This window comes from Micromonospora craterilacus (assembly GCF_003236315.1).
In the GTDB taxonomy this organism is placed as follows: Bacteria; Actinomycetota; Actinomycetes; order Mycobacteriales; family Micromonosporaceae; genus Micromonospora; species Micromonospora craterilacus.
Window position 1 is genome coordinate 1 of sequence record NZ_POTY01000010.1, and the last position, 21,647, is coordinate 21,647.

21 protein-coding genes and 1 pseudogene are annotated in these 21,647 nt (G+C 72.6%); 12 read left to right on the forward strand and 10 right to left on the reverse strand.

The genetic code is table 11. From position 1 onward, the window contains the following. The 3 genes and pseudogenes from C1I95_RS03325 to C1I95_RS03335 all read right to left on the reverse strand — a co-directional run. A pseudogene (locus tag C1I95_RS03325) lies at nucleotides 1-368 on the reverse strand (hypothetical protein); the annotation flags it as partial. A 279-nt stretch (nucleotides 369-647) separates the two neighbouring features. Further along, entirely contained in the window at nucleotides 648-1,145 is a 498-nt protein-coding gene (locus tag C1I95_RS03330; protein ID WP_146605623.1) for a hypothetical protein, read from the reverse strand. 109 nt (nucleotides 1,146-1,254) lie between these two features. Beyond that, on the reverse strand, nucleotides 1,255-2,502 hold the full coding sequence (locus C1I95_RS03335) for an acyltransferase family protein (protein ID WP_233513342.1): 1,248 nt from the start codon (nucleotides 2,500-2,502) through the stop codon (nucleotides 1,255-1,257). A gap of 156 nt (nucleotides 2,503-2,658) precedes the next feature. Here C1I95_RS03335 and C1I95_RS03340 point away from each other — a divergent pair, with 156 nt between their 5' ends. The 4 genes from C1I95_RS03340 to C1I95_RS34720 all read left to right on the forward strand — a co-directional run bounded on the left by C1I95_RS03340 (nucleotide 2,659) and on the right by C1I95_RS34720 (nucleotide 6,503). Next, a complete protein-coding gene (locus C1I95_RS03340; RefSeq protein ID WP_111212267.1) occupies nucleotides 2,659-3,783 on the forward strand; it encodes a glycosyltransferase in 1,125 nt (374 codons plus the stop codon). Continuing rightward, the gene (gene pseI, locus C1I95_RS03345; RefSeq protein ID WP_111212268.1) at nucleotides 3,780-4,829 is read left to right on the forward strand and encodes a pseudaminic acid synthase; all 1,050 of its coding nucleotides are present in this window, start codon (nucleotides 3,780-3,782) and stop codon (nucleotides 4,827-4,829) included. The genes C1I95_RS03340 and pseI overlap by 4 nt, the downstream gene beginning before the upstream one ends. Nucleotides 4,830-5,569: 740 nt before the next feature. After that, the gene (locus C1I95_RS03350; protein WP_146605624.1) at nucleotides 5,570-6,040 is read left to right on the forward strand and encodes a hypothetical protein; all 471 of its coding nucleotides are present in this window, start codon (nucleotides 5,570-5,572) and stop codon (nucleotides 6,038-6,040) included. A gap of 91 nt (nucleotides 6,041-6,131) precedes the next feature. Further along, a complete protein-coding gene (locus tag C1I95_RS34720) occupies nucleotides 6,132-6,503 on the forward strand; it encodes a hypothetical protein (protein WP_146605625.1) in 372 nt (123 codons plus the stop codon). A 183-nt stretch (nucleotides 6,504-6,686) separates the two neighbouring features. Here C1I95_RS34720 and C1I95_RS03355 read toward each other — a convergent pair whose 3' ends face one another. The 4 genes from C1I95_RS03355 to C1I95_RS03370 are packed head-to-tail and all read right to left on the reverse strand — an operon-like array spanning nucleotide 6,687 to nucleotide 9,474. After that, a complete protein-coding gene (locus tag C1I95_RS03355) occupies nucleotides 6,687-7,142 on the reverse strand; it encodes a hypothetical protein (RefSeq protein WP_233513343.1) in 456 nt (151 codons plus the stop codon). Further along, complete coding sequence (locus tag C1I95_RS03360; RefSeq protein WP_111212270.1) at nucleotides 7,126-7,884, reverse strand: SDR family NAD(P)-dependent oxidoreductase; 759 nt, start codon at nucleotides 7,882-7,884, stop codon at nucleotides 7,126-7,128. Before C1I95_RS03360 ends, C1I95_RS03355 begins: the two co-directional genes overlap by 17 nt. After that, nucleotides 7,877-9,226 (reverse strand): AMP-binding protein, encoded by a 1,350-nt coding sequence (locus C1I95_RS03365; RefSeq protein WP_111212271.1) that lies wholly within the window; start codon nucleotides 9,224-9,226, stop codon nucleotides 7,877-7,879. Before C1I95_RS03365 ends, C1I95_RS03360 begins: the two co-directional genes overlap by 8 nt. After that, nucleotides 9,223-9,474, reverse strand: a complete 252-nt coding sequence (locus tag C1I95_RS03370; protein WP_111212272.1) for an acyl carrier protein — start codon at nucleotides 9,472-9,474, stop codon at nucleotides 9,223-9,225. The genes C1I95_RS03365 and C1I95_RS03370 overlap by 4 nt, the downstream gene beginning before the upstream one ends. Nucleotides 9,475-9,511: 37 nt before the next feature. On the opposite strand from C1I95_RS03370, the gene C1I95_RS03375 reads away from it, so the two are divergent. Beyond that, nucleotides 9,512-10,063, forward strand: a complete 552-nt coding sequence (locus tag C1I95_RS03375; RefSeq protein ID WP_233513348.1) for a GNAT family N-acetyltransferase — start codon at nucleotides 9,512-9,514, stop codon at nucleotides 10,061-10,063. Nucleotides 10,064-10,143: 80 nt separating this feature from the next. Here the strand turns inward: C1I95_RS03375 and C1I95_RS03380 are convergent, their stop codons facing one another. After that, a complete protein-coding gene (locus tag C1I95_RS03380) occupies nucleotides 10,144-11,868 on the reverse strand; it encodes a glycosyltransferase family protein (RefSeq protein WP_158566272.1) in 1,725 nt (574 codons plus the stop codon). A gap of 274 nt (nucleotides 11,869-12,142) precedes the next feature. On the opposite strand from C1I95_RS03380, the gene pseB reads away from it, so the two are divergent. From pseB to C1I95_RS03415, 7 genes are read left to right on the forward strand one after another with little or no spacing between them, the layout of a single operon-like run. Continuing rightward, the gene (gene pseB / locus C1I95_RS03385; RefSeq protein WP_111212274.1) at nucleotides 12,143-13,126 is read left to right on the forward strand and encodes a UDP-N-acetylglucosamine 4,6-dehydratase (inverting); all 984 of its coding nucleotides are present in this window, start codon (nucleotides 12,143-12,145) and stop codon (nucleotides 13,124-13,126) included. Further along, nucleotides 13,123-14,280, forward strand: coding sequence for a DegT/DnrJ/EryC1/StrS family aminotransferase (locus C1I95_RS03390; RefSeq protein WP_111212275.1), 1,158 nt, complete (start codon nucleotides 13,123-13,125; stop codon nucleotides 14,278-14,280). Before pseB ends, C1I95_RS03390 begins: the two co-directional genes overlap by 4 nt. 10 nt (nucleotides 14,281-14,290) lie before the next feature. Then, the gene (locus tag C1I95_RS03395) at nucleotides 14,291-15,124 is read left to right on the forward strand and encodes a hypothetical protein (protein WP_111212276.1); all 834 of its coding nucleotides are present in this window, start codon (nucleotides 14,291-14,293) and stop codon (nucleotides 15,122-15,124) included. Continuing rightward, nucleotides 15,121-16,965 carry a class I SAM-dependent methyltransferase gene (locus C1I95_RS03400; protein ID WP_111212277.1) on the forward strand — a complete coding sequence of 615 codons (1,845 nt, stop codon included), beginning with the start codon at nucleotides 15,121-15,123 and terminating at the stop codon, nucleotides 16,963-16,965. The genes C1I95_RS03395 and C1I95_RS03400 overlap by 4 nt, the downstream gene beginning before the upstream one ends. Nucleotides 16,966-16,987: 22 nt before the next feature. Next, on the forward strand, nucleotides 16,988-17,731 hold the full coding sequence (locus C1I95_RS03405; protein ID WP_111212278.1) for a cytidylyltransferase domain-containing protein: 744 nt from the start codon (nucleotides 16,988-16,990) through the stop codon (nucleotides 17,729-17,731). Next, the gene (locus C1I95_RS03410; protein ID WP_111212297.1) at nucleotides 17,728-18,792 is read left to right on the forward strand and encodes a PseG/SpsG family protein; all 1,065 of its coding nucleotides are present in this window, start codon (nucleotides 17,728-17,730) and stop codon (nucleotides 18,790-18,792) included. Before C1I95_RS03405 ends, C1I95_RS03410 begins: the two co-directional genes overlap by 4 nt. 20 nt (nucleotides 18,793-18,812) lie before the next feature. Continuing rightward, complete coding sequence (locus C1I95_RS03415) at nucleotides 18,813-19,448, forward strand: alpha-ketoglutarate-dependent dioxygenase AlkB (protein ID WP_111212279.1); 636 nt, start codon at nucleotides 18,813-18,815, stop codon at nucleotides 19,446-19,448. A 66-nt stretch (nucleotides 19,449-19,514) separates the two neighbouring features. Here C1I95_RS03415 and C1I95_RS03420 read toward each other — a convergent pair whose 3' ends face one another. After that, nucleotides 19,515-21,065 (reverse strand): tripartite tricarboxylate transporter permease, encoded by a 1,551-nt coding sequence (locus tag C1I95_RS03420; RefSeq protein ID WP_111212280.1) that lies wholly within the window; start codon nucleotides 21,063-21,065, stop codon nucleotides 19,515-19,517. Next, a complete protein-coding gene (locus C1I95_RS03425; protein ID WP_111212281.1) occupies nucleotides 21,062-21,646 on the reverse strand; it encodes a tripartite tricarboxylate transporter TctB family protein in 585 nt (194 codons plus the stop codon). The genes C1I95_RS03420 and C1I95_RS03425 overlap by 4 nt, the downstream gene beginning before the upstream one ends. Nucleotide 21,647 lies beyond the last annotated feature (1 nt).

Below are 21,647 nucleotides of genomic sequence, written 5' to 3' on the forward strand. Positions count from 1 at the left end.
GGCGTACGGGGGGCGGGCAGCGCGGCGGCGCGCGTGAGCCGCCGGGTCGCGGACTCCGCCTCGTCGTACCCGGCCCAGGCACGGTCGAGTTCCGCCTGGGCGGCCTGCCACGCGTCGCGTCGCCGACGGGCGTTCTGCGCGGCGCCGGTCGCCGCCACCGCCACCTCACCGGCGTAGCGGTGCAGGTCGGCCGCGGCGGTCACGGCGGGATCCTCGACCGGGCCGGCGGGTTCATCGTCGGCCGGCCGGGCCGGCTCGGGCCGGGCGACCAGGGCGGTGAGTACGCCCAGCGCGAGCACGAGCAGCACCGACCAGATGGCGGCGGCCCGGGGTACCTCGATCAGGAACTGGTAGACAACGCTCTCCATGGCGGTTCCTCATGGCAGGTGGTGCGGTGACGGTGGCCGCGCCGACGCCGGGTCACCTGATGGCGGTACCACGGGTCGGGCGGTGGGAGGTGCATCCGAGGGAGACGGCGCCCGTGACCGGGCCCGGTCGCAGCAGCCCGGTGCCGGCGTCCTGCCGGCGTGGGCGGCGCGACGGTGGCGGACCGGGACGACGGTGCGGCGGTCGTCCGGTACCGCCGGGCACCGGGCGGTGGATCCAGGTTCTCCGGCAACACCGCCGCGATCGACCGGCGAACGGACTCAGGCGCGGGGCGGAGCGCGAGCGGTGCTGGCACCCGGAACGGCCGCGACGGGAGCGGGCACGACCGCAGCGGCACCGGTCCCGGCGGCGGGCAGGTGCGGCTGGGCCGGCACCCCCGGCAGCGTTCCGGGCCCGCCGCCCAGGTCGGCGCGGTCCCCGAGGTCGACCCCGCTCGGTGCCGCGGCGTCGACCGACCCGCTCGCCGCGGCCAACTTCCACCCGCTGGACGCTGGCGGCACCACCGGGCCCGCCGACGGGTGGGCGGGAGCCCCCGCGGCGAACTGCCCGGCCGGGGTGAGCTGCGCGGCGGGCGCAACAGTTGCGTTGAGCTGCCCGGCGAGCGCATCCGCCGTGGGGACCGGCCCGGCGGGCGCGGCGTGGGCGGGCATCGCCCAGGCCCCGATCGTGAACGCGGCGGCGACCGCGAAACCGGTCAGCAGTCGGTTGACCCAGCGCGCCAGCCACCACAGGGGACGGGCGGACGCGACGGGAGGCACCACGCCACGCTACCGCCACGACCACCGGCCCGCACCGTCACCGGGCGTGTCGCACCAGGACTCACCGCCGGTCGGCGCGGCTCGTCCCGCAGGTCACCGGCGACCCGCCTCACCGTCCGGGATGGACGCCCGATCCGTTCTCGGCGTACGTCGCCGGGCTCGTGTCATGCTGCGGGGCCCTCGGCCGGGGCACCGCGCTCGCCGGCACGGCCGGGGGTGAGCCGTCCGGCGGCGTGGCCTGCGGCGGCCCGCCCGATGCCGCTCGGCGCGGTGCCAGCCGGCGCATCATCGGCTGTTCCACGTACCGGTGCAGCAGCGCGGCCAGCGCCAGGGTGAGCAGCAGGAAGCCGATCACCGCGGTGGCGCCCCACCAGCCGGGCAGGCCCGTTCCCCAGTCGCCGGTGATCCGCAGGATCGTCATGATCACGAATACGTGCACCAGGTAGAAGGCGAACGAGACCTCACCGAGCCAGACCATCGGGCGGGACCGCAGCGGCGAGCGACGCCCGTGCACGTCGGCGTCCGCCGCCGCGGCGATGACCAGGACGTACGCCGCCGAGAGCAACGCCGCCCAGAGCTCGGCCCGGATCCACTGGGAGGCCACCACCCAGGTCCCCACGAAGATCAGGGTGGCCACCGGCAGCCGCGGACCTCGCCACCGGCCGCGCAGCATGAGTTCGGCGGCGGCCACGCCCATCCAGAACTCCAGCGACCGGACCAGCGGGAACACCTGGGCGAACCACCAGCGGCTCTGCTCCGGCACCAGCGCCTGGCCCGGCCAGAGCGCCAGGATCAGCAGCGGCACCGCGACCACCACGGCCCACAGCATCCACGGCCTGGCCCGCCGCACCAGCGGCAGCGCCAGGGGCAGGCAGAGGTAGAAGAACAGCTCGCAGGAGAGCGACCAGCTCACGTTGTTGACGCTGTAGAAGTACCCGGGCCGGGGATCCCAGGCCTGGAGCAGGAACAGATTCTCCAACGCGGCCACCGGGTTGATCGGGTCGGCGAACCAGAACGCCGCCAGCATGGCCAGTGCCCACAACACCAGGTGGTTCGGGTAGATCTTGGCGAACCGGCGCCGCCAGAACCGCCGCCGGGAGTCACCCGGCCGGGCCGACCAGACCAGCACGAAGCCGCTGAGGATGAAGAAGAACTGCACCCCGGACAGGCCCAGGGTGAAGATCTCGCTGACCACCGCCTGATGGCCCGGCTCGGCGATGATCCGCATGGTGCCGGCGTGGAACCCGAAGACCAGCAGCGCGGCGACCCAGCGCAGCCCGGTCAGCGACGGCAGCCGGCTCGCGTCGCCGCCTCCGGTAGCAGGTGCCGGTCGATCGACGACGGTAGCGCTGGCCATCCGGGCACCCTACCGGTTCGGGCACTCCCCCTCGAATCGGGCAGGACACACCTGGCGGTTCCGTTAACCCAGAGGTGCCCTGCTGTTCAAACACTCCACCACCACCGGCCACGTCAGGTTCCGAGCCCGTCCACCCGGCCGGTCAAAGGTTTCCGGGTGGTCAATCAGCCGACGCGCACGCCGCTGCTCAGCATCGTCGTGCCGGTGTACGGCGTCGAGGCGTACCTGCCGCAGTGCCTGGACTCGATCCACGCCGACATCCCGGCGGGCGAGGCGGCGGCGGTGGAGGTGGTCGCCGTGGACGACGCCTCGCCGGACGGCTGCGGGCAACTGCTGCGCGAGTACGCCGCCGACCACCCGGGCGTACGGGTCCTGCACCTGAGCAAGAACGTCGGCCTCGGGTTGGCCCGCAACGCCGGCCTGGACGCGGCCACCGGCCGGTACGTGTGGTTCGTCGACAGCGACGACTGGCTGCCGCCAGGGACGATCCCGGCGGTGCTCGACCGGCTGCGCACCGACCGGCCCGACGTGATGATGATCGACCACCTGCGGGTGCACGAGTGCGGGCGCCGAGAGGTGGACGTCAGCAGCCGGCTGCTGCGCGGCACACCCGGGGTGGTGCGGCTCGCCGACCGACCGCAGCTGCTGCGGGTGCAGCACACCGCCTGGAACAAGGTGGTACGCCGCGAGTTCATGGCCGAGCTGGGCCTACGCTTCCACCCCGGCTGGTACGAGGACATCCCGTTCAGCCACCCGCTGCTGATCGGCGCCGAGCGGATCTCGGTGCTGGACGAGGTCTGCTACCTGTACCGCCAGGGCCGCCAGGGTGCCATCACCTCGACCCGCAGCGGCCGCCACTTCGACGCCTTCGAGCAGTACGACCGGCTGTTCGCCTGGCTGCGCCAACGGCACCCCGACGGGCGCTGGCACGCGGAGCTGTTCGACCTGATGGTGAACCACTTCCTGGTGGTGGTGGGCAACGACGACCGGCTGCACCCGCACCTGCGGCGGTCCTTCTTCCGCCGGGTGGCCGGGCACTACCGTCGGTACCTGCCGGGCGGCGGATACCCGCGACCGGGCGGAGTGGCCGGGCTCAAGCACCGGTTGGTCGGCCAGGACAGCTACCTGGCGTACGCCGCACTGCGGCGGGCCCACCGGCTGGCCGGCCGGCTGCGCAGCCCGGCGGCCACCTCGACCTCGACGGACGGTGCCGACACGGCGCCGGACCCCACTTCGGAAAGCCGCACGCTGGTGCGGACGCAGGGAAACGGATCGGAATGACGACGCTGAAGATCGGGCCGCACCTGGTCGGCACCGGGGAACGCCCCTTCGTGGTGGCCGAGATGTCCGGAAACCACAACGGTGACCTGGATCGGGCACTGGCCATCGTGGACGCGGTGGCGGCCAGCGGCGCGCACGCGCTGAAGCTCCAGACGTACCGCCCGGACACCATCACCATCGACGTCGACACGCCGGCCTTCCGCATCTCCGGGGGCCACGAGCTGTGGGGTGGGCAGAACCTCTACCGGCTCTACGAGCGGGCACACACCCCGTACGAGTGGCACCGGCCGATCTTCGAGCGCGCCCGCGAGCAGGGGTTGACGGTCTTCTCCTCCCCCTTCGACCCCTCGGCGGTGGAGCTGCTGGAGGAGCTAAACGCGCCGGCGTACAAGATCGCCTCGTCGGAGCTGGTCGACCTGCCGCTGATCCGGCTGGTCGCCGCCACCGGCAAGCCGATGGTCATCTCCACCGGGATGGCCACGCTGGCCGAGATCGACGCCGCGGTCCGCACCGCCCGCGACGGCGGTGCCGGCGGGATCGTGCTGCTGGCCTGCACCGCCTCCTACCCGGCACCGCCCGCCGACAGCAACCTGCGGCGCATTCCGGTGCTGGCGGACGCGTTCGGCGTGCCGGTCGGCCTCTCCGACCACACCCCCGGCATCGGCGTACCGGTCGCCTCGGTGGCGCTCGGGGCCTGCTTCATCGAGAAGCACGTCACCCTGGACCGCGCCGACGGCGGCGTGGACTCCGACTTCTCCCTCAACCCGGCGGAGCTGGCGGCCCTGGTGGTCGAGTCGGAGCGGGCGCACGCGGCGCTCGGCGGCACCGCCGTCGGCCCGACCCCGGCCGAGCAGGAGGGACTACGGTTCCGGCGCTCGCTCTACGTGGTGGCCGACGTGCGCGCCGGCGACGAGGTCACCGCGCAGAACGTCCGATCGATCCGGCCGGCCGGCGGGCTGCCCCCGGTGGAGATCGACCGGGTGCTGGGCCGCCACTTCACCACCGACGTCGCCCGCGGCACCCCGCTGAGCTGGGACCTGGTCTGACGACTGGCGCGCGGGGCGGTGTTCGAGGGTGACCGGAAGAGAGCGCGGAAGAGCGTGTCCGCGTCAACTGGCGACCTACCGCGAAATTGAGCCGGGCCAACCGTGTCAGACAAGGTTGGGCTGAGCGAACACGAACACGAACACGAACACGAACGCTCGCCGCAGCCCGATGCACGCTCATCGGCACGCCGACACCTCATGCGGGTGAAGTTCCGGCGCAGAGGATGTCGGGCTGCCCAGCCGTCTGCCATCTTGGCCGTATTCTGCGCCCCCCAAGTTTAGCCGCTCCAGATCGATGCTCTACCGTCCCAGCCATCACTGTTGTGCGCTTGGGTCGAGGAATTTCGGCCGCCCTTGTGCGGCAGGCCGTCCGGCCCGGTGTAGCGCGCCTGCCGTTTTCCGAGGGCAGGTGCCGAACGCTTCCGAAGCGACGCTTACGACCTGTGAGAACTCCGCTCAAACGCGGCCCCAGCGGGTCGCGAGGGCGCGCGAGTCGAGGTAGGCCTTCAGCATGCAGGTAGTTCGAACAGGTCTTCATCGAAGCCTCGAACAACTTCGAACGATGTCGAACGCGCAGCTGAATTGACTGGGGTATAGCGCCCGCAAGACGATGGTCAGCGACGCGGCGGAGGGTTTGGCAGGATCGGGCGGTATAGCCAGACCTCATCACCAACTCAAATCACGGCATCCTCCCGTCGTGGCGCCATTATGCCAAAAGAGCAAATGAAGGGAGCACAGGAATGCGGGTCAACATCCTGCACAGCCGGCGTCGGATACCTCGAACCCGATTCGGCCGAGCCATGGCGACCATGTTCACGCTGGCCGCAATCACCGCCGCAACCCTCGTCACCACTGCCAGTCCGGCTGCCGCCACCGCGAGTGGGTGCACCGCAGCGCGGGACATAGGGCTGGTGTGCGGCGAGGTCATTGGCAGTGGACTGCATATCAGTACCGCCACGGTCACGCGCACCAGGCCGGGCTGGCCTGTCTCTGGCAACGTCTGCGACTACCAGGGCCTAATCACCGTGTACAACAGCAGCGGCTCGCAGATCTATCAGCAGCGCAGCCCGAAACACTCCGGCTGCACCTTCTACATTGGATGGTTTGACTTCAACGTCAACAGGTACTTCCCCAACAATTCCAAGATATCGCTGTCATTCTATGAATATGGTGTTCATCAAGGCACGGTGAGCTTCAAAATAACGACGTAAGGGAAACGCGAAGTCGATTCGTCGAGTTTGGGCACCGCCCTGCCGGTCGCAGCGCGGCAAGAACCAAACCGCAGCACAGAAGGGAGCAGTTGTGAAGGCGTCAAGACGTCTCGGAATCCTCGCCGTAACGGCGGCCACGTCGGTTGCGATGCTGATACCGGCAACCCCTGCTCAAGCCGCCACCGAATGCACCACACTGTGGCTCACTGCCGGCTCTGCTGACGTCTGCAAGAGTTACAGCGCAGTCGGAGGCGGGTACTACGACGGATACGTCGAGGTGAAGCGGGCCAACTCGCGGGTGTCGACCCAGGTGTACCTGGACGGCTCGATCTATGCACTGACCTATCCGGGCAAGACCGGCAGGAAATACTTCTCATACATGAAAAAGGTCCACATCAGGGCATGCATCGGCGAACCTGAAATTAATGGCAAGATCACTTCCAACTGCGGAATCTTCTGGTGACGCACCCCCACGAGTGAGACAGTCTCCAACAGTACGACGGGCGCTAGCCTGAACCTACCGATGAGACTGGCGTGATGCGGGGAGTTGGATACCCGGTGCCCTCCGAGCGGCGAGATTGAAGTGCTTGCGCTTTGATCGACCCGTTCGAGAGGGCACTAGGTGTCCGGCAGCCGCCGGCGGGCGTCAGCGGCGGTGGGGGCCGGCGGCGAAGGCGACGGTGACGACCATGTCGGCCAGGGTCAGGGTGCGCCACAGCCAGCGGGTGCCGGGGGGTACCTCCAGGCCGTGCCGCTGCCACCAGATCGCCACCGGCACGTCGGCCAACTTGGACAGACACTCGGCGCGGGTCCACCGGGCCCAGAAGTCGGTGGCGCCGAACCGGCGGGCCAGCGCGGGAGGCAGCGGACCGTCGGCGCGCTCGGCGTCGATCGCCACCCGCCAGCCCGGCACCGGTGGGGCGTACCAGCCGACGCAGCGCCCGTCACCCAGGTGGCTGCGGGTCACCGCGTCGACCGAAGCCTCCGCCGGCGCCACCCGTAGGTGTCGCGGCGCGGCGGCGAGCAGGGCGGAAACCGGTGCTGGTCCCGCGCCGCCGTCGGCGCGGGACCAGCGTTCGGTCGGTTCAGATCGAGGCGGCACCGTCGACCACGATGACCTGGCCGTTGATGTTGGTCTGCTCGCGCAGCAGCATCCGCACGACCGGCACCACCTCCTCCGGCTCGGTGAGGTGACCGGTCGGGGTACGGCGCACGATCTGGTCGAGCTGGGTCTGGCCGAGCACCGCCGACATCTCCGAGGCGAAGAAGCCGGGTGCGACGGCGTTGACCAGCACCCGACCACCCAGCTCGCGGGCCAGCGAGCGGGTGGCGGCGTCCATTCCGCCCTTGGTGGCGGAGTACGCGACCAGGCCGGGGAAACCGCGCTGCGCGCAGATCGAGGTGATGTTGACGATCCGGCCGCGCAGCCCCTGAGCCAGCATCCGCCGCACGGTGAGCCGGGTGAGCTGCAACGGCGCGGTCAGGTTGGTCTCGATGATCCGGGCGATGTCGGCGGTCGCGGTGTGCACGTGCAGCGAGTCCTGCCCGACGGCGGCGTTGTTGACCACACCGTCGATCGGCCCGAGCCGCTCCTCCGCGGCCCGGACGAACGCCTGTGCGGCGGCGAGGTCGGTGACGTCGACCGAACCGACGTGCGACCGGTCCGGGTGGGCGTCGGCGAGCTTGGCCAGCTCCGGGGTGACCGTACGGGCGAAGGCAGCCACCTTGACGCCCGATTCGAGCAGGTCGGTGACGATGGCGAGGCCCAGGCCGCGGGATCCGCCGGAGACGAGCACCACGGAGGACGGCGGGACGAGCTGGGTGTGGGCGGCGGGGTCAGACATCGCTTTTCAGGGTCTCCTTGACGGGGATCTCGGTCAGCACGCGGATCCGGCGGGGCACGGCGTACTCGGGCAGCCGGTCGGCGCACCAGCGCACCAGCGCCGCCTCGTCCAGCGCCGGCAGCGGGCCGGCCGCCGGGGACGGATCGGCCGGGGTGGGCACCACCTCGGCGACCACCATGTGGCCGAGCAGCGGGGCGCGCCGGCCGGTGACCCGCGCCCAGGCCACCTGCGGATGGCCGGTGAGCACGTCACGGACCAGGCCGGCGGAGACCTTGCTGCCACCGACGTTGATCTCGTCGGAGTCCAGCCGACCGGTGATCAGCACCCGGTCGTCGACGATCTGCACCCGGTCGCCGGTACGGACCGGGCCGTCCAGCCCGGCACCGTGGTAGGGCGAGGTGACCACCAGTTCCCCGTCGCGTACGCCCAGGGTGGGGCGGCCGGGCGCGGCCCGGTCCAGCCAGTCGACCGGGAACCCGGCCCGCCCGTCGTGCACCACGATGGCGGCGCCGACCTCGGAGGAGGCGTAGATCCAGGAGATCCGGCTCGCCGGGAACACCTCCCGCAGCCGGTCCAGGATCGCCTGGTCGACCGGTTCGCCGCCGAGGGTGAGCTGGCGCAGCGGCACCCGGGCCAGCGCGGCCGGATCGTGGTGCAGGGCCCGGCGCCAGAAGGTCGGCGTGCCGGAGGCGGCGTCCACGCCGTGCGCGGCGGCCAGCGCGGGCCAGTCGTCGAGCTGGTCCGGCTCGATCACCACCAGGTGCTGCCCCGGCTGGGTCAGCGACAGCGTCACCACCTGCCACCAGGCGTACGTGCCCGGGGCGTACGGGCAGAGCCAGGTCCGGCTCGGCTGGTGGCCGCGAACGGTGGTCAGCGATTCCAGGGTGTGCCCGACCCGCTTGGGGCGACCGGTGGAACCGGAGGTCAGCAGCCAGAGCCGGCCGGGGTCGGCCGGGCGCGGCCGGGCCGGGGCCGCCGCATCGGCGGAGTCGGCCGCGACCTCGACACCGGCGGCGACACCAGTTCCGGCCGCCACGTCGGCGTCGGCGTCGGCGTCGGCGTCGGCGTCGGCGTCGATCACGGTGAAGCCGGCGTCGCGCAGCTCGTCCCGCATCGCCGGGTCGACCCGGCTGGCCGTGCTGAGCAGCAGTTCGGTGCCGTGCACGGCGTGGTGGCGGGCGGCGGCGAGCGCGTCCCGGGCGGAGTGGGCGAGCACGGCGGCCGGGCCCGCCAGGGTCAGCTCCGGCAGGTCCCGCCAGGTCAGCACCGTGCCGTCGACGACGATGCGGTTGTCGGCGCCGGCCGGGTGCGGGGCGGCCCGGTGGGCGGTCGCGACGCTCACTGCCGCTGGAGCTCGACGAGGAAGTCGAGCACGTCGCCGACGGTGGCGATCCGGCGCAGCCCGGGGGCGTCGAAGTTCAGCTCCTCCCCCGTCTCGTCCTCCACCCGCAGCGCCAGCTCGGAGAAGTCCAGCGACCGGAACCCGACCTCCCGCAGATCCGCGGCGTCGTCGTCGGGCAGCACCTTGCCCTGGTTCTTGAGGACCTCGCCCATGAGGTCGCGAATCTGCGCGCGACTCAATTCCTTCATGGGCCGGAGTGTACAGCCAGGTGAATCGTTGATTAGGGTGCCCGGTGACCACGGAAACGAACCGGAAAGCGAGCGGTACGTGCTGCGTGACGCCACCGAGGACGACGTTAACCTGATGTTGTCCTGGCGTAATCAGGAAGTCAACCGGCAGGTCAGCAAGACCAGCCACGTCATCGGCGCCGACGAGCACCGGCGCTGGTGGTCGGCGGTCCGCACCGACCCCACCCGCCGGGTGCTCAGCTACCTGCGCGATGGGGTGCCCGCCGGCGTGGTCACCTTCTTCGACCTGCGGCTGGATGGTCCGCGTACCGGGTCCTGGGGCTTCTACCTGGACGCCGACGGGCTGGCCGAGCGGGGCGAGACGCTGCCCGCCTGGCTGGAGGTCATGCGGGAGGCCGTGGATCACGCCTTCGACGTGTTGACGCTGGACCGGCTGGCGGGCGAGGTACTCGCCCACAACACCGTCGTGCGCCAGATGAACCGTCGGTTCCGTTTCGTCGAGGGCGAAGGTCGCCAGGAGATCCATGACGGCCGGGAAATCACCGTCATCCCCATTTCCCTGGATCGCGCCAATCGCCGCCGACGGTAGCTTTTCCGGCCGTCCACTGATTGTTCACCCGACGTTCGGAAAATCGGCGTGCACCGTTTCCCGGGGCGCGGTGAATTGCGTCAACCGCGCCGCCAGGCGGCCCACTTCTGCGCCGGGTCACCGCCGAGCCGGACAAAGCCGTACCGCGTGCCGTCCCAGTCGTCCGGCTCGCCCGGCGCCCATCGGGCGAAGACCACGTCGGCCGCGGCCGGTGGACGGTCGGCAAACCACGACACCTCGGTCCAGGTGACCTGGTGGCTGAGGTTGAACCGGATCAGGTACGGCACGCCGGTGGAGGCCCGGACCCGCTCCCCCGGCTGGATCCCGAGGTCGGCGACGCTCGGCGCGGGCGTGCCGGCGGCGGCCATCGGGCGCACCAGCCGCTGCGCGATCACCTGCATGGCGGCGAGGTTGACCACGACCAGGGCGGCGAGCGCCACCGCCCGGGACCGCCGGTGCCGGGCCACCACCACGAGCAGCAGGCCGGCGCCGACACCGACCGCAGCCCCGGCCAACGGCCGCATCTGCCGCCACCCACCCGTCAACGCCATCAGGTCCGGCGCGCTGAACCCGCCGTAACGCAGTGCCTCACCCCGCGTCTCGGCGTACGCCAACCGGGCGTGGACCAGCACCCCGCCGGCGGCCAGCACGGTCACCGTGACGGCGGCATGCCGCAGCAGTGGCCGGTACGCCGTGCCGAGCAGCACGCCGACGCCGACCACCAGCCAGAACGGGGCGAGCATCTGCACGTACCGGCCGTAGATGGCGTCCGCCGGCTTGTCCGTGATGCCGGCCAGGACAACCGCCGCACCCACGGCCACCCCGACGGTGGTCGCCAGCGCCACCCCGAGCGTCCACCCGGTCGGGTCGTCGCGGCCCGCGCGGCGCAGCCGGGCCACGGCGGCGCTGCCGGCCAGCCCGGCCAGCCCGAAGGTGATGACCACCAGGTACCACAGCTGGGTGCCGACCGCCGCCAGCACCCGCAGCAGACCCGGCCCGGAGGCCACCGCCCGCAGGGTTCTCTCGCCGGGCGGGTCGCCGAGCAGTCGGACCGTGTCGCCGAGCAGCCGCACCCCGGCCTCGTTGCCGAGGGCGGCGGCCAGCACCGGCAACGTCGCGGCCAGCAACCCGGCCGGGCCGAGCCGGCGGCGGCCGACCAGCAGCAGCACCAGCCCGGCGTAGCCGGCCACGATCACCACCCCACGCGAGTGCAGCAGGTGGCCTGCGCCGGCGAGCGTCCCGGCCACGGCGGCGGTGAGCGGCCCCGGCCGCTCGACCAGCCGGTGCACGGCGAGCAGCCAGCCGACCAGCAGCGGGGCGAGTACCGCGTCGGTCATCGCCACGCCGGCGTAGAAGACCGCGGCGGGCAGCGTCGCCGCCACCGCGGCGGCGACCAGGGCGGGCCAGCGGGGCAGGTTCAGCAGCCGCCGGCCGAGCAGGTACGCCAGCGGCAGCAGGGCCGCGTTGAGCGCCGCGTTGACCACCCGCACCAGCAGGTACGTGTCGACGAAGTCCCGGTCGAGCAGGAAGGCCGGCGCGATCAGCAGCGGGTAGCCGATCCGGCGCAGTGTCCCGTTCTCGCTGCTGAACCCGCCGGGACCACCGGCCAGCGCCCGGGCCGTGTTGAGGTAGCTGTCCTCGTCGGTGTGCGCGATCGGCATGCTGCTGTGCCGGGCCAGCCAGATCCGCCAGGCCACGCCGAGCAGCCAGCCGAGCACCAGCAGCAGGGGCAGCACCATGCGCCGGCGCGGCGGCACCGGCCCGGCCGGTTCCCCGGCCCGGACCACCTGGACTCCGACGGTCATCGTCCCTCCCGAGACGGGCACCGGGACGAATTCCGTCGGCGGCCGTCGAGTCGCCCTGCCCGGTCGGGGCGAGACACTACTGACCAGGTCAGGAGCGGTCCGCAGGCACGCCGAGGGACGGCGAGTGTTCGCCGATCGGGTGCCCGCCATTCACCGCCCGAGCGAATCCGGTTAACCGCAGGGCGTGGGCGTGTTAACCCGCCGCGTCTAGCGTTCCCACCCGGCCGGCCGGCCGAGACTCCGCCGGATCATCGACGAACACGGGAGCACCACATTGAGCGAGCTGAGCGGATCGTCCATCCTTGTCACCGGAGGAACGGGTTCCTTCGGCCGGACCTTCCTGCGGCATCTCCTCGCCGAGGTCGATCCGGCCCGCGTGGTGGTCTTCTCGCGTGACGAACTCAAGCAGTACGAGCTGCGCCAGCAGCTCGGCGACGACCCCCGGCTGCGTTGGTTCATCGGCGACATCCGGGACCGGCACCGGCTGACCCGGGCCATGCACGGGGTCGACCACGTGGTGCACGCCGCGGCCCTCAAGCAGGTCGACACGGCCGAGTACAACCCCTCGGAGTTCATCGCCACCAACATCACCGGCTCCCAGCACGTGGTGGACGCGGCGATCGAGGCCGGGGTGAGGAAGGTCGTCGCCCTCTCCACCGACAAGGCGTCCAGCCCGATCAACCTGTACGGCGCGACCAAGCTGGTCGGCGACAAGCTGTTCGTGTCGGCCAACCACTACGCCGCGCAGCACCCGACCCGGTTCGCGGTGGTGCGTTACGGCAACGTGGTTGGTAGCCGCGGCTCCGTGGTCCCGCTGTTCCGCCGGCTCGCCGCCGAGGGCAAGAGCCTGCCGATCACGGACAAGCGGATGACCCGCTTCTGGATCACCCTGGAGCAGGCCGTGCAGTTCGTCATCGACTCGTTCGACCAGATGCAGGGCGGCGAGCTGTTCGTGCCGCGCATCCCCAGCATGCGCATCCTCGACCTGGTCGAGGCGGTCGCCCCGGACGCCACCACGCACGAGATCGGCATCCGTCCGGGCGAGAAGCTGCACGAGGAGATGATCGCCCCGGACGACAGCCGCCGGACGCTGATCGCCAAGGACCGCTTCATCGTGCAGCCGACCATCGCCACCTGGGGCTACCAGCCACCGGTGGACTGCGAGCCGGTGGCCGACGGCTTCGCGTACCAGTCGGACAGCAACGACGAGTGGCTCACCGTGCCGCAGCTGCGCGAGATGCTCGGCCTCACGGCATGACCTCGTTCCTCCCGCAGGGCCGGCAGTCGGTCACCGAGGACGACGTCGCCGCCGTGGTCGCCGCCCTGCGCAGCGACTGGCTCACCACCGGCCCGGAGGTCGCCGCCTTCGAGGCGGACATCTCCGGCTGGGCCGGCGGGGCGGGGGTGACCACCGTCTCCAACGGCACCGCGGCGCTGCACGTGGCGTACGCGGCGGCCGGCATCGGCCCCGGCGACGAGGTGATCGTGCCGCCGATGACGTTCGTGGCCACCGCCAGCAGCGCCGTGGCGCTCGGCGCCCGGGTCGTCTTCGCCGACGTCGAGGAGGAGACCTTCACCCTCGACCCGGCCGCGGTGGCGGAGGCGACCACCGAGCGGACGAAGGTCGTCGCCGCGGTGGACTACGCCGGCCACCCGGCCGACTACGACGCGCTGCGCGCCGCGCTCGCCGACAGCGACGCGCTGCTGCTCGCCGACGCCGCCCACTCGATCGGGGCCACCTACCGGGGCCGGCCGGTCGGCACGCTGGCCGACCTGACCACGTTCTCGTTCTTCCCCACCAAGAACCTGACCACCGCCGAGGGCGGCGCGGTCGCCACCACCCACCCGGAGCTGCTCAAGCGGGCCCGCCGGTTCCGCAACATCGGGCTGGTCCGGGAACGCGACGAGCAGCGCTGGCCGGACGAGGGCGGCTGGCACCAGGAGGTGCACGAGTTCGGGCTGAACTACCGCCTGCCCGACGTGCTCTGCGCGCTCGGTCGCAGCCAGCTGCGCCGCCTCGGTGACTTCCTGGCCCGCCGGGCCGAGCTGGTGGCCCGCTACGACGAGGCGCTGGCCGACCTGCCCGGCGTGCTGACCCCGGGCCGGCGGGACTGGGCCGCACCGGCCTGGCATCTGTACCCGATCCGGGTCCTCGACGGCCGACGCCGCGAGGTGTACGACCGGATGCGCGCCGCCGGCATCGGGGTGCAGGTAAACTACATCCCCGCACACTGGCACCCCGCCTTCGCCGACCTCGGCTACCGCCGCGGCAGCTGCCCAGTGGCGGAGGCCTTCTACGCCCAGCAGCTGTCGCTGCCGCTGTACCCGGGGCTGAGCGACGCCGACCAGGACCGGGTCATCGACACGCTGGCCGCGACGTTGCGCGGAGTTCCGGTCCGGCCCGCCGCCTGAGGGGACGTGGATGCACCACGCGAACCACTTCTACGGCCACGCCCATGTGCTGGCCCGTTACGCGGGGCTGGGTGACGGGCACCCGCCCCGGATCAACGGCTACGTCCAGCACGGCTGGAACATCGGCGACGGTCTCGCCCCCGGGCACCCGTACGCCGAACGGACACCGAGCCTGCTGTGGTCCGAGCAGACCCGGCGGCGGGCCTGGTCGGTCGGGCGGCGCAACGTCACCGTGATCGGGGCGCCCTTCGTCTACCTGCTGGCCATGCAGGCCGACGAACCGCAGCCCGAGCGGGCGGGCACCATCTGGTACCCGTTCCACGGCTGGGAGGGCCAGCACGTCAAGGGCGACCACAAGGAGCTGATCGCCCGGATCCGGGACACCGAACCCGGCCCGGTCACCGTCTGCCTCTACTGGCACGAGCACCGGATGCGCCGGGTCCGCCGGCTCTACGAGAACGCCGGCTTCCGGGTCATCTGCCACGGCTACCGCGGCCACTGGTGGAAGGACACCGACCCGGAGTTCCTGGACCGTCAGCTCGCCGAGCTGCGCCGGCACGCCCGGGTCGCCTCCAACCGGCTGACCAGCGCCATCTTCTACGGCATCGCCGCCGGCTGCGAACCGGCCGTGTACGGCGACCCGATGGTGCTGGCCAACGAGGACCCGACCTTCGGCGGCACCGCCCGGATCCGTCGACAGTGGCCCGAACTGCACGGCGAACAGGTGCACCTACCGACCGCCGTGGAGATCGCCCGCGCCGAGCTGGGCACCGACCACCGCTACCCGCCCGCCGCGCTGCGGGAGTTGCTGGGCTGGGCGCACCTGCAGGAGGAGACGACGTGACAACGGAGACGGCGCCCGCGGTGGCGCTGCCCGGCGGCGAGATGCTGAGCTGGTCCGACCAGCGCGGCGAGGCCGGCAACGACCCGCTCGCGGCGCTCGCCGCGCGACTGGTGCCGGCCGGCGCCCGGGTGCTGCTGGCCGGGCCGCACGACCCGGCCCTGCTCGACGCGCTGACCCACGCCCGCATCACCTGCCTGTTGCGCGGTTACCCGGACGCGGCGGCGGTCGCCGGCCGGGTCGACCGGGTGCTGGTGGCCGGCCCGCACGGCCTCCCGCCCGGCGAGGAGTACGACGTGGTGATCGCCGGCGGCGGGCTGGACGCCGTCGAGTCGGTCGAGGGCGCCCGGCTGGGCTGGGACGCGGCGCTGGCCCGCCTGGTGGCGGCCGTCCGACCGGGCGGCCAGTTGCTGTTGCGGCTGGACAACCCGCTCGGCGTGCACCGGCTGGTCGCCGCCGCCAGCTGGTACGCCGGCCGGGACGACGCCGAGTGGACGGTCGGCGGGGTGCTCGACGCCCACCGCCCGGCCAACCTGGACCAGCTGCGCGTACGGCTGGCCGCGGCCGGAATGCGGGCCGGGGCCAGCTACGCCGCGTACCCCCGCCCCGACCTGACCACCGCGTTGCTGGCGACCGACCAGCTGGCCCGACGGACCAGCTCCGGGCTGTTCGACGCGGTGCTGCACGACGCCTGCACCAGCGGGTTCGGCGGCCGGTTCGTGCTCGCCGACCCGGCCCGGCTGGCCGTGGACGCGCTGCACGCCGGCCGCGCCGCCGAGCTGGCCCCGTCCTGGCTGGTGGTCGCCCACCGGGCCGTTGACCCGTTGACGACCGACGAGCGCTACGGCACCGCCGCCGTCGACGGCGACGGGCTGCCGGTGGCGCTGGTGCAGGCCGGCGGGCCGGGCAACACCGTGGTCGAGGTGGTCGACGGGCCGCAGGGCTGGTCCTGGCACCGCCCCGACCCGGGCGACCGCACCGAGGCGGCAGCCGCGCCGTACGCCAGCCGGGAGGCCGCCTTCCGCGACCCGGCAGCACCGGACGGGCCGGTGCCCGACGGACGCCTGCTGCGCAGCCTGCTGCTCGACGGTTGCCTGCGCCGCGACACGACCCTGCTGCGCCGGCTGCTGCGCGGCTACGCCGACTGGCTCGCCGACCAGGCGGGCGACGGGCGGCTCACCGGGGCGGTGGCGCTGGCCGGCGCGGACAACCTGGTCGTCGCCGGCGACCGCTTCGCGGTGCTCGACCCGACCTGGCGGGCCAACGCACCATTGCCGGTCGACGTGGTGCTGGCCCGAACCCTATGGCGTTTCTCCGCCGAGCTGCTCACCGGCGGCTACGCCCACCCGTGGACCTCCACCCTGGACGTGGCCGGGCTGACCGTGGTGCTCGGCGGGGTGGCCGGGCGGGACTTCGACCGGGCCGTCGTGGACGCCGCGGTGGAGACCGAAGCAGCAGTCGGCGCCGCGGTACGCGGACTGGACGCCGACGGGCGGGTCGGCCTCGACACCGAGTTGCGGGCGGTCACGCCGACCGACCCGCCGCCCGGACCGGGCAGCTACCAGCAGCTGCGCGAGGCGTGGCTGCGCCAGCGGGAGGAGAACACCCGGCTCACCGCACTGCTCAAGTGGACCGAGGATCTGCTCACCTCGCGCGAGCGCGCGCTGCGCCGGTCCGAGGCGGCGGTCAACCTGCTCAGCGGCTCACTCAGCTACAAGGTCGGCCGGCTGGCGATCACTCCGGCCCGGCTGGCCAAGCGGGGCGCCCGAGCCGCCAAGCGCCGGGCCGTGGCCGCCATCGCCCAGAAGCAGCAGGACCGCCCGGATAAGCAGGAGCAGCAGTGAACAAGCGACGTGGGGTGCCGTCATGAGCGAGCGCAGCGAGCGGATTGTCGGCATCGTGCAGGCCCGGATGGGCTCGTCCCGGCTGCCCGGCAAGGTGCTGCGCCCGCTGGCCGGGCGCAGCGTCCTCGGCCGGGTGGTCCGCGCCGCCCAGGACAGCGGGGTGCTGGCCGACCTGGTGGTGGCGACGAGCACCGACGCCGTCGACGACCCGGTGGTGGCCGAGTGCGACCGGCTCGGGGTGGCCTGGCACCGGGGCCCGGTCGACGACGTGCTGACCCGGTTCGTCGGTGCCCTCGACGCGCACCCCGGCGACGCCGTCATGCGGTTCACCGCGGACTGCCCGCTGCTGGACCCGGAGATCGTCACGTTGGTCGCCTCGGTGTACCGCGCGGTGCCGGGCCTCGACTACGCCAGCACGTCGATCGCCCGTACCCTGCCCCGCGGGTTGGACGTGGAGATCATCCGGGCCGACGCGCTGCGCACCCTGGACCGCCTCGCCGCCGACCACCACCGGGTGCACGTCACCTCGTACGCGTACGCCCATCCCGAGCTGTTCCGGGTGCTCGGCGTGACCCTCACGCCGGACCGCTCGCCGTTGCGGCTCACCCTGGACACCGAACGGGACTGGGAGCTGATCCGCGCGGTAACGGACCACTTCGGTGACGTCAGCGTGCCGCTGGCCAAGCTCGCCGACTGGCTCGACGGGCAGCCGACGCTCCGCGCGCTCAACGCCGGCGTCGAGCAGAAGCAGTTGGAGGAGTGCTGAGCACGGTACGCGTCGGCCTGCGCTGCGACGCCGGCCCGCAGCGCGGCGTCGGGCATCTGGTCCGCTGTCTCGCGCTCGGCGAGGAGTTCCTGGCCCGGGGCGCCACGGTCGAGGTGTTCGGCACGGTGGACGGCGTCGACTGGGCGGCCGGGCAGCTCGCCGCCCGGGGCATCCCGCTGCACCCCGGCCCGGACACCCCGGACGGGCTGGTCGAGGCGGCCCGCCGACACCACCTGGACGTGCTGGTGCTCGACTCGTACGAGCTGGATCCCGCCGGGGCGGGTGCGCTGCGCGCCGCCGGCGTGGTGACCCTGGCCATCGTCGACGGCGACACCCGGGGCCAGGACGCCGACCTCTATCTCGACCAGAACTTCGGCACCGACCTGGTGGTGCCGGCGGGGCGGCTGCTGGCCGGCAGCGACTACGCCCTGCTGCGCGACTCGGTGCTGGCCGCCCGACCGGCCACCGCCCGCCCGGCGGCGGAGCTGGACCGGCCGTCGGTGCTGGCCTTCTTCGGCGGCACCGACGCGGCCGGCGCGGCACCGGTGCTGACCGAGCTGCTGCTGTCGACCGGCCGGCCGATGGAACTCACCGTCGTCGCCGGCCGGCCCGAGGTGGCCGACCGGCTCGCCCGGCTGACGCCCGGACCGGGGCAGTCGCTGCGCCCGGTGCCACCCACCGGCACGCTGCCCGCCCTGATCGCCGCGGCGGACCTGGTGGTCAGCGCGGCCGGCACGTCGACCTGGGAGTTGTGCTGCCTGGGTGCCCCGTCGGCGCTGGTCTGGGTGGTGGACAACCAGCGCGAGTCGTACCACCGGGTGGTCGCGGCCGGGCTGGCCGCCGGGCTCGGCGAGCTGCCGGCGCTGGCCGCCGGCGGGTCGGCCGGGCAGGTCGCCCGCGCCGCCGCCACGCACACCCTGGCCGAGCTGCTGGCCAGCGGGCCACGGCGGGCGGAGTTGTCCGCGCAGGCCCGGGAAGCGGTCGACGGGCGTGGACGCGGGCGGGTCGTCGACGCGGTCCTCGACACACTCCACCGCCAGCAGGTAGCACAGGTGTACTAATCCCCTGCTAGGGTGGCCGCATGTCGCAGGCCGCGTACCAGCCGTCGATGCTGGAGGTCACCGACGCGGCCCCGGCGCTCGGGCCGCTGCCCGGTGGGCTGCGCCGGCACCCGCTGAGCCGGGGCGCCTGGGTCGACCACCTGCCGGGCTGGGTGCACGGCTCCGACCAGGTGCTCGACGTGCTGCTGCGGGAGGTGCCGTGGCGGGCCGAGCGGCGCACCATGTACGACGCCGAGGTCGACGTGCCCCGCCTGCTCTGCTGGTACGGCGCCGGCCGACCGCTGCCGCACGCGGTGCTGCTGGCCGCGCGAAAGACGCTGACCCGGCACTACGCCGCCGAGCTGGGCGAGCCGTTCGTGACCGCCGGCATGTGCCTCTACCGCGACGGCCGCGACAGCGTGGCCTGGCACGGCGACACCCAGGGCCGCTCCGCACACACCGACACGATGGTCGCCATCGTCTCCTTCGGCTCGCCCCGTCAGCTGTTGCTGCGCCCGCGCGGCGGCGGCGTCAGCCTGCGCTTCCCGCTCGGCCACGGCGACCTGGTCGTGATGGGCGGCTCCTGCCAGCGCACCTGGGAGCACGCCGTACCCAAGACCGCCCGCCCGGTCGGCCCCCGGGTCAGCGTCCAGTTCCGCCCCACCGGCGTCGCCTGACCGGGCTCGGGGCGCCCCCGAGCCGGTGGAACGGCATCGGGGACGCCCGCACCTGGGCCGGGCCGGTCAGTCGTCTTCGGCGAAGACCAGGCGGTCCGGCGAGGCGCGCCGGCCACGCAGCCGCGCGATGATCCGCGGCAAGTACGGCACCACCAGCGCCAACACGGTGAGCAGCAGCAGGGTGAGGGTGAGCGGCCGGGTCACGAAGATCGTCAGGTCCCCGTTGCCGACCAGCAACGCCCGCCGGAACTGCAACTCCATCATCGGCCCGAGGATCACGCCGAGGATGACCGGCGCGATCGGGAAGTCGAAGTGGCGCATCCCCCACCCGAGCAGGCCGATGGCGTACGCGATGAAGACCTGGTTCACGCTGCTCGTCGCGGCGTACACGCCGAGCGTGGCGAAGAGCAGGATCCCGGCGTAGAGCATCGGTCGGGGAATCTGCAGCACCTTGACCCAGACCTTGATCAGCGGCAGGTTCAGCGCCAGCAGCAGCACGTTGCCGACGTAGAGCGACGCGATCAGCGCCCAGACCAGCTCGGGCGACCGGTCGAAGAGCTGCGGCCCGGGCTGGAGGTTGAAGATCTGGAACGCGGCGAGCATGACCGCCGCCGTCGCCGACGTCGGGATCCCGAGCGTCAGCATCGGCACCAGTACGCCCGAGAACGCCGCGTTGTTCGCGGCCTCCGGCCCGGCGACCCCCTCGATCGCACCCTTGCCGAACTGCTCCTTGTTCTTCGACCGGTGCTTCTCGTAGGTGTAGGACAGGAACGTCGGCACGTCGGCACCGCCGGACGGCAGCGCGCCGAACGGGAACCCGAACGCCGTACCCCGCAACCAGGGCCGCCACGACCGGCGCCAGTCGTCCCGGGTCATCCAGCCGAAGCCGGCCGATCCGCCGGGCGAGAGTGGCGCGACGTGCTCGGGAAGCTGCCGCAGCCGGCTCGCCACGTGTAGCGTCTCGCCGATCGCGAAGAGTCCGACGATCACCACCACGACGTCGATGCCTTCGAGCAACTCCATCGTGCCGAAGGTGAACCGGGCCTGGCCGGTCAGACCGTCTATGCCGACGAGCCCGAGGAAGAGCCCGAGGACCAGCGAGATCAGCCCCCGGACGAGCGAACGGCCGACCAGCGCGGTCACCGCCACCATCGCGAGCAGGGTCAGCGCGAAGTAGTCCGCCGCCCGGAACGTGGTGGCGAGCTTCGCCACCGGCTGCGCGAACACGCTCAGCAGCAGGGTGGAGATGGTGCCGGCGACGAACGAGCCGATGGCCGCCGTCGCCAACGCGGCCTTGGCCCGGCCCCGACGCGCCATCTGGTGGCCCTCGATGGCGGTCGCCACCGAGGCCGACTCGCCCGGTGTGTTCAGCAGGATCGAGGTCGTCGACCCGCCGTACATGGCGCCGTAGTAGATGCCGGCGAACATGATGAACGCGCCGATCGGCTCGTCGAGGCTGAAGGTCACCGGCAGCAGCAGCGCGATCGTCAGCGCCGGCCCGATGCCGGGCAGCACGCCGACGAACGTGCCGAGCGTGACGCCGATCGCGGCGTAGAGCAGGTATTCCGGGCTCAGCACCGTGCCGAAGCCGGAGAGCAGGTCACCGAAGACGTTCATAGCGGCAGGACACCGCCGGGCAGGAAGAGGTCGAGCAACCTCGTGAACGCCAGGTAGATGGCCAGCGAGAGGACGACAGCCACGACGCTGTCGCGGATCCAGTTCCGGCTACCCAGTACGCGGGCCGTCCAGACGAAGAACCCGACGGCGGAGAGGACGAAGCCGGCGTACTCCAGGGCGATCGCGAAGCCGACCAGCCCGATGACGACCAGGACGGGTGCCACCAGACCCACCGGAGTGGGCTCGCCGGTCTCCAGCTCGTCAGGGTCGGGGGCCGGCCCCTCAACATCGGGCGCCGGCTCGTCGGCGGCGGGTTCGGCGGCGGTGGCCGCCGAGGCTCGCCCGGGGCGGAACTGCGCCAGGTAGACGGCGCAGACCATCACCCACGCGCCGGTCACCATGACCGGCGCCAGGTACGGCCCCTTCGGGTCGAAGTCGCCGTCGGCCGCCTGGATCGCGATCCAGAACAGCGCGATCCCGGCGGTCAGCAGCCCGACCGCGACGACGGCGTGCGCGGGGAAGCGGCCGGCGGGCCGGTCCTCCTGGGACCGGCCCACCGGTTCGTCGAACGTGACGGCCATG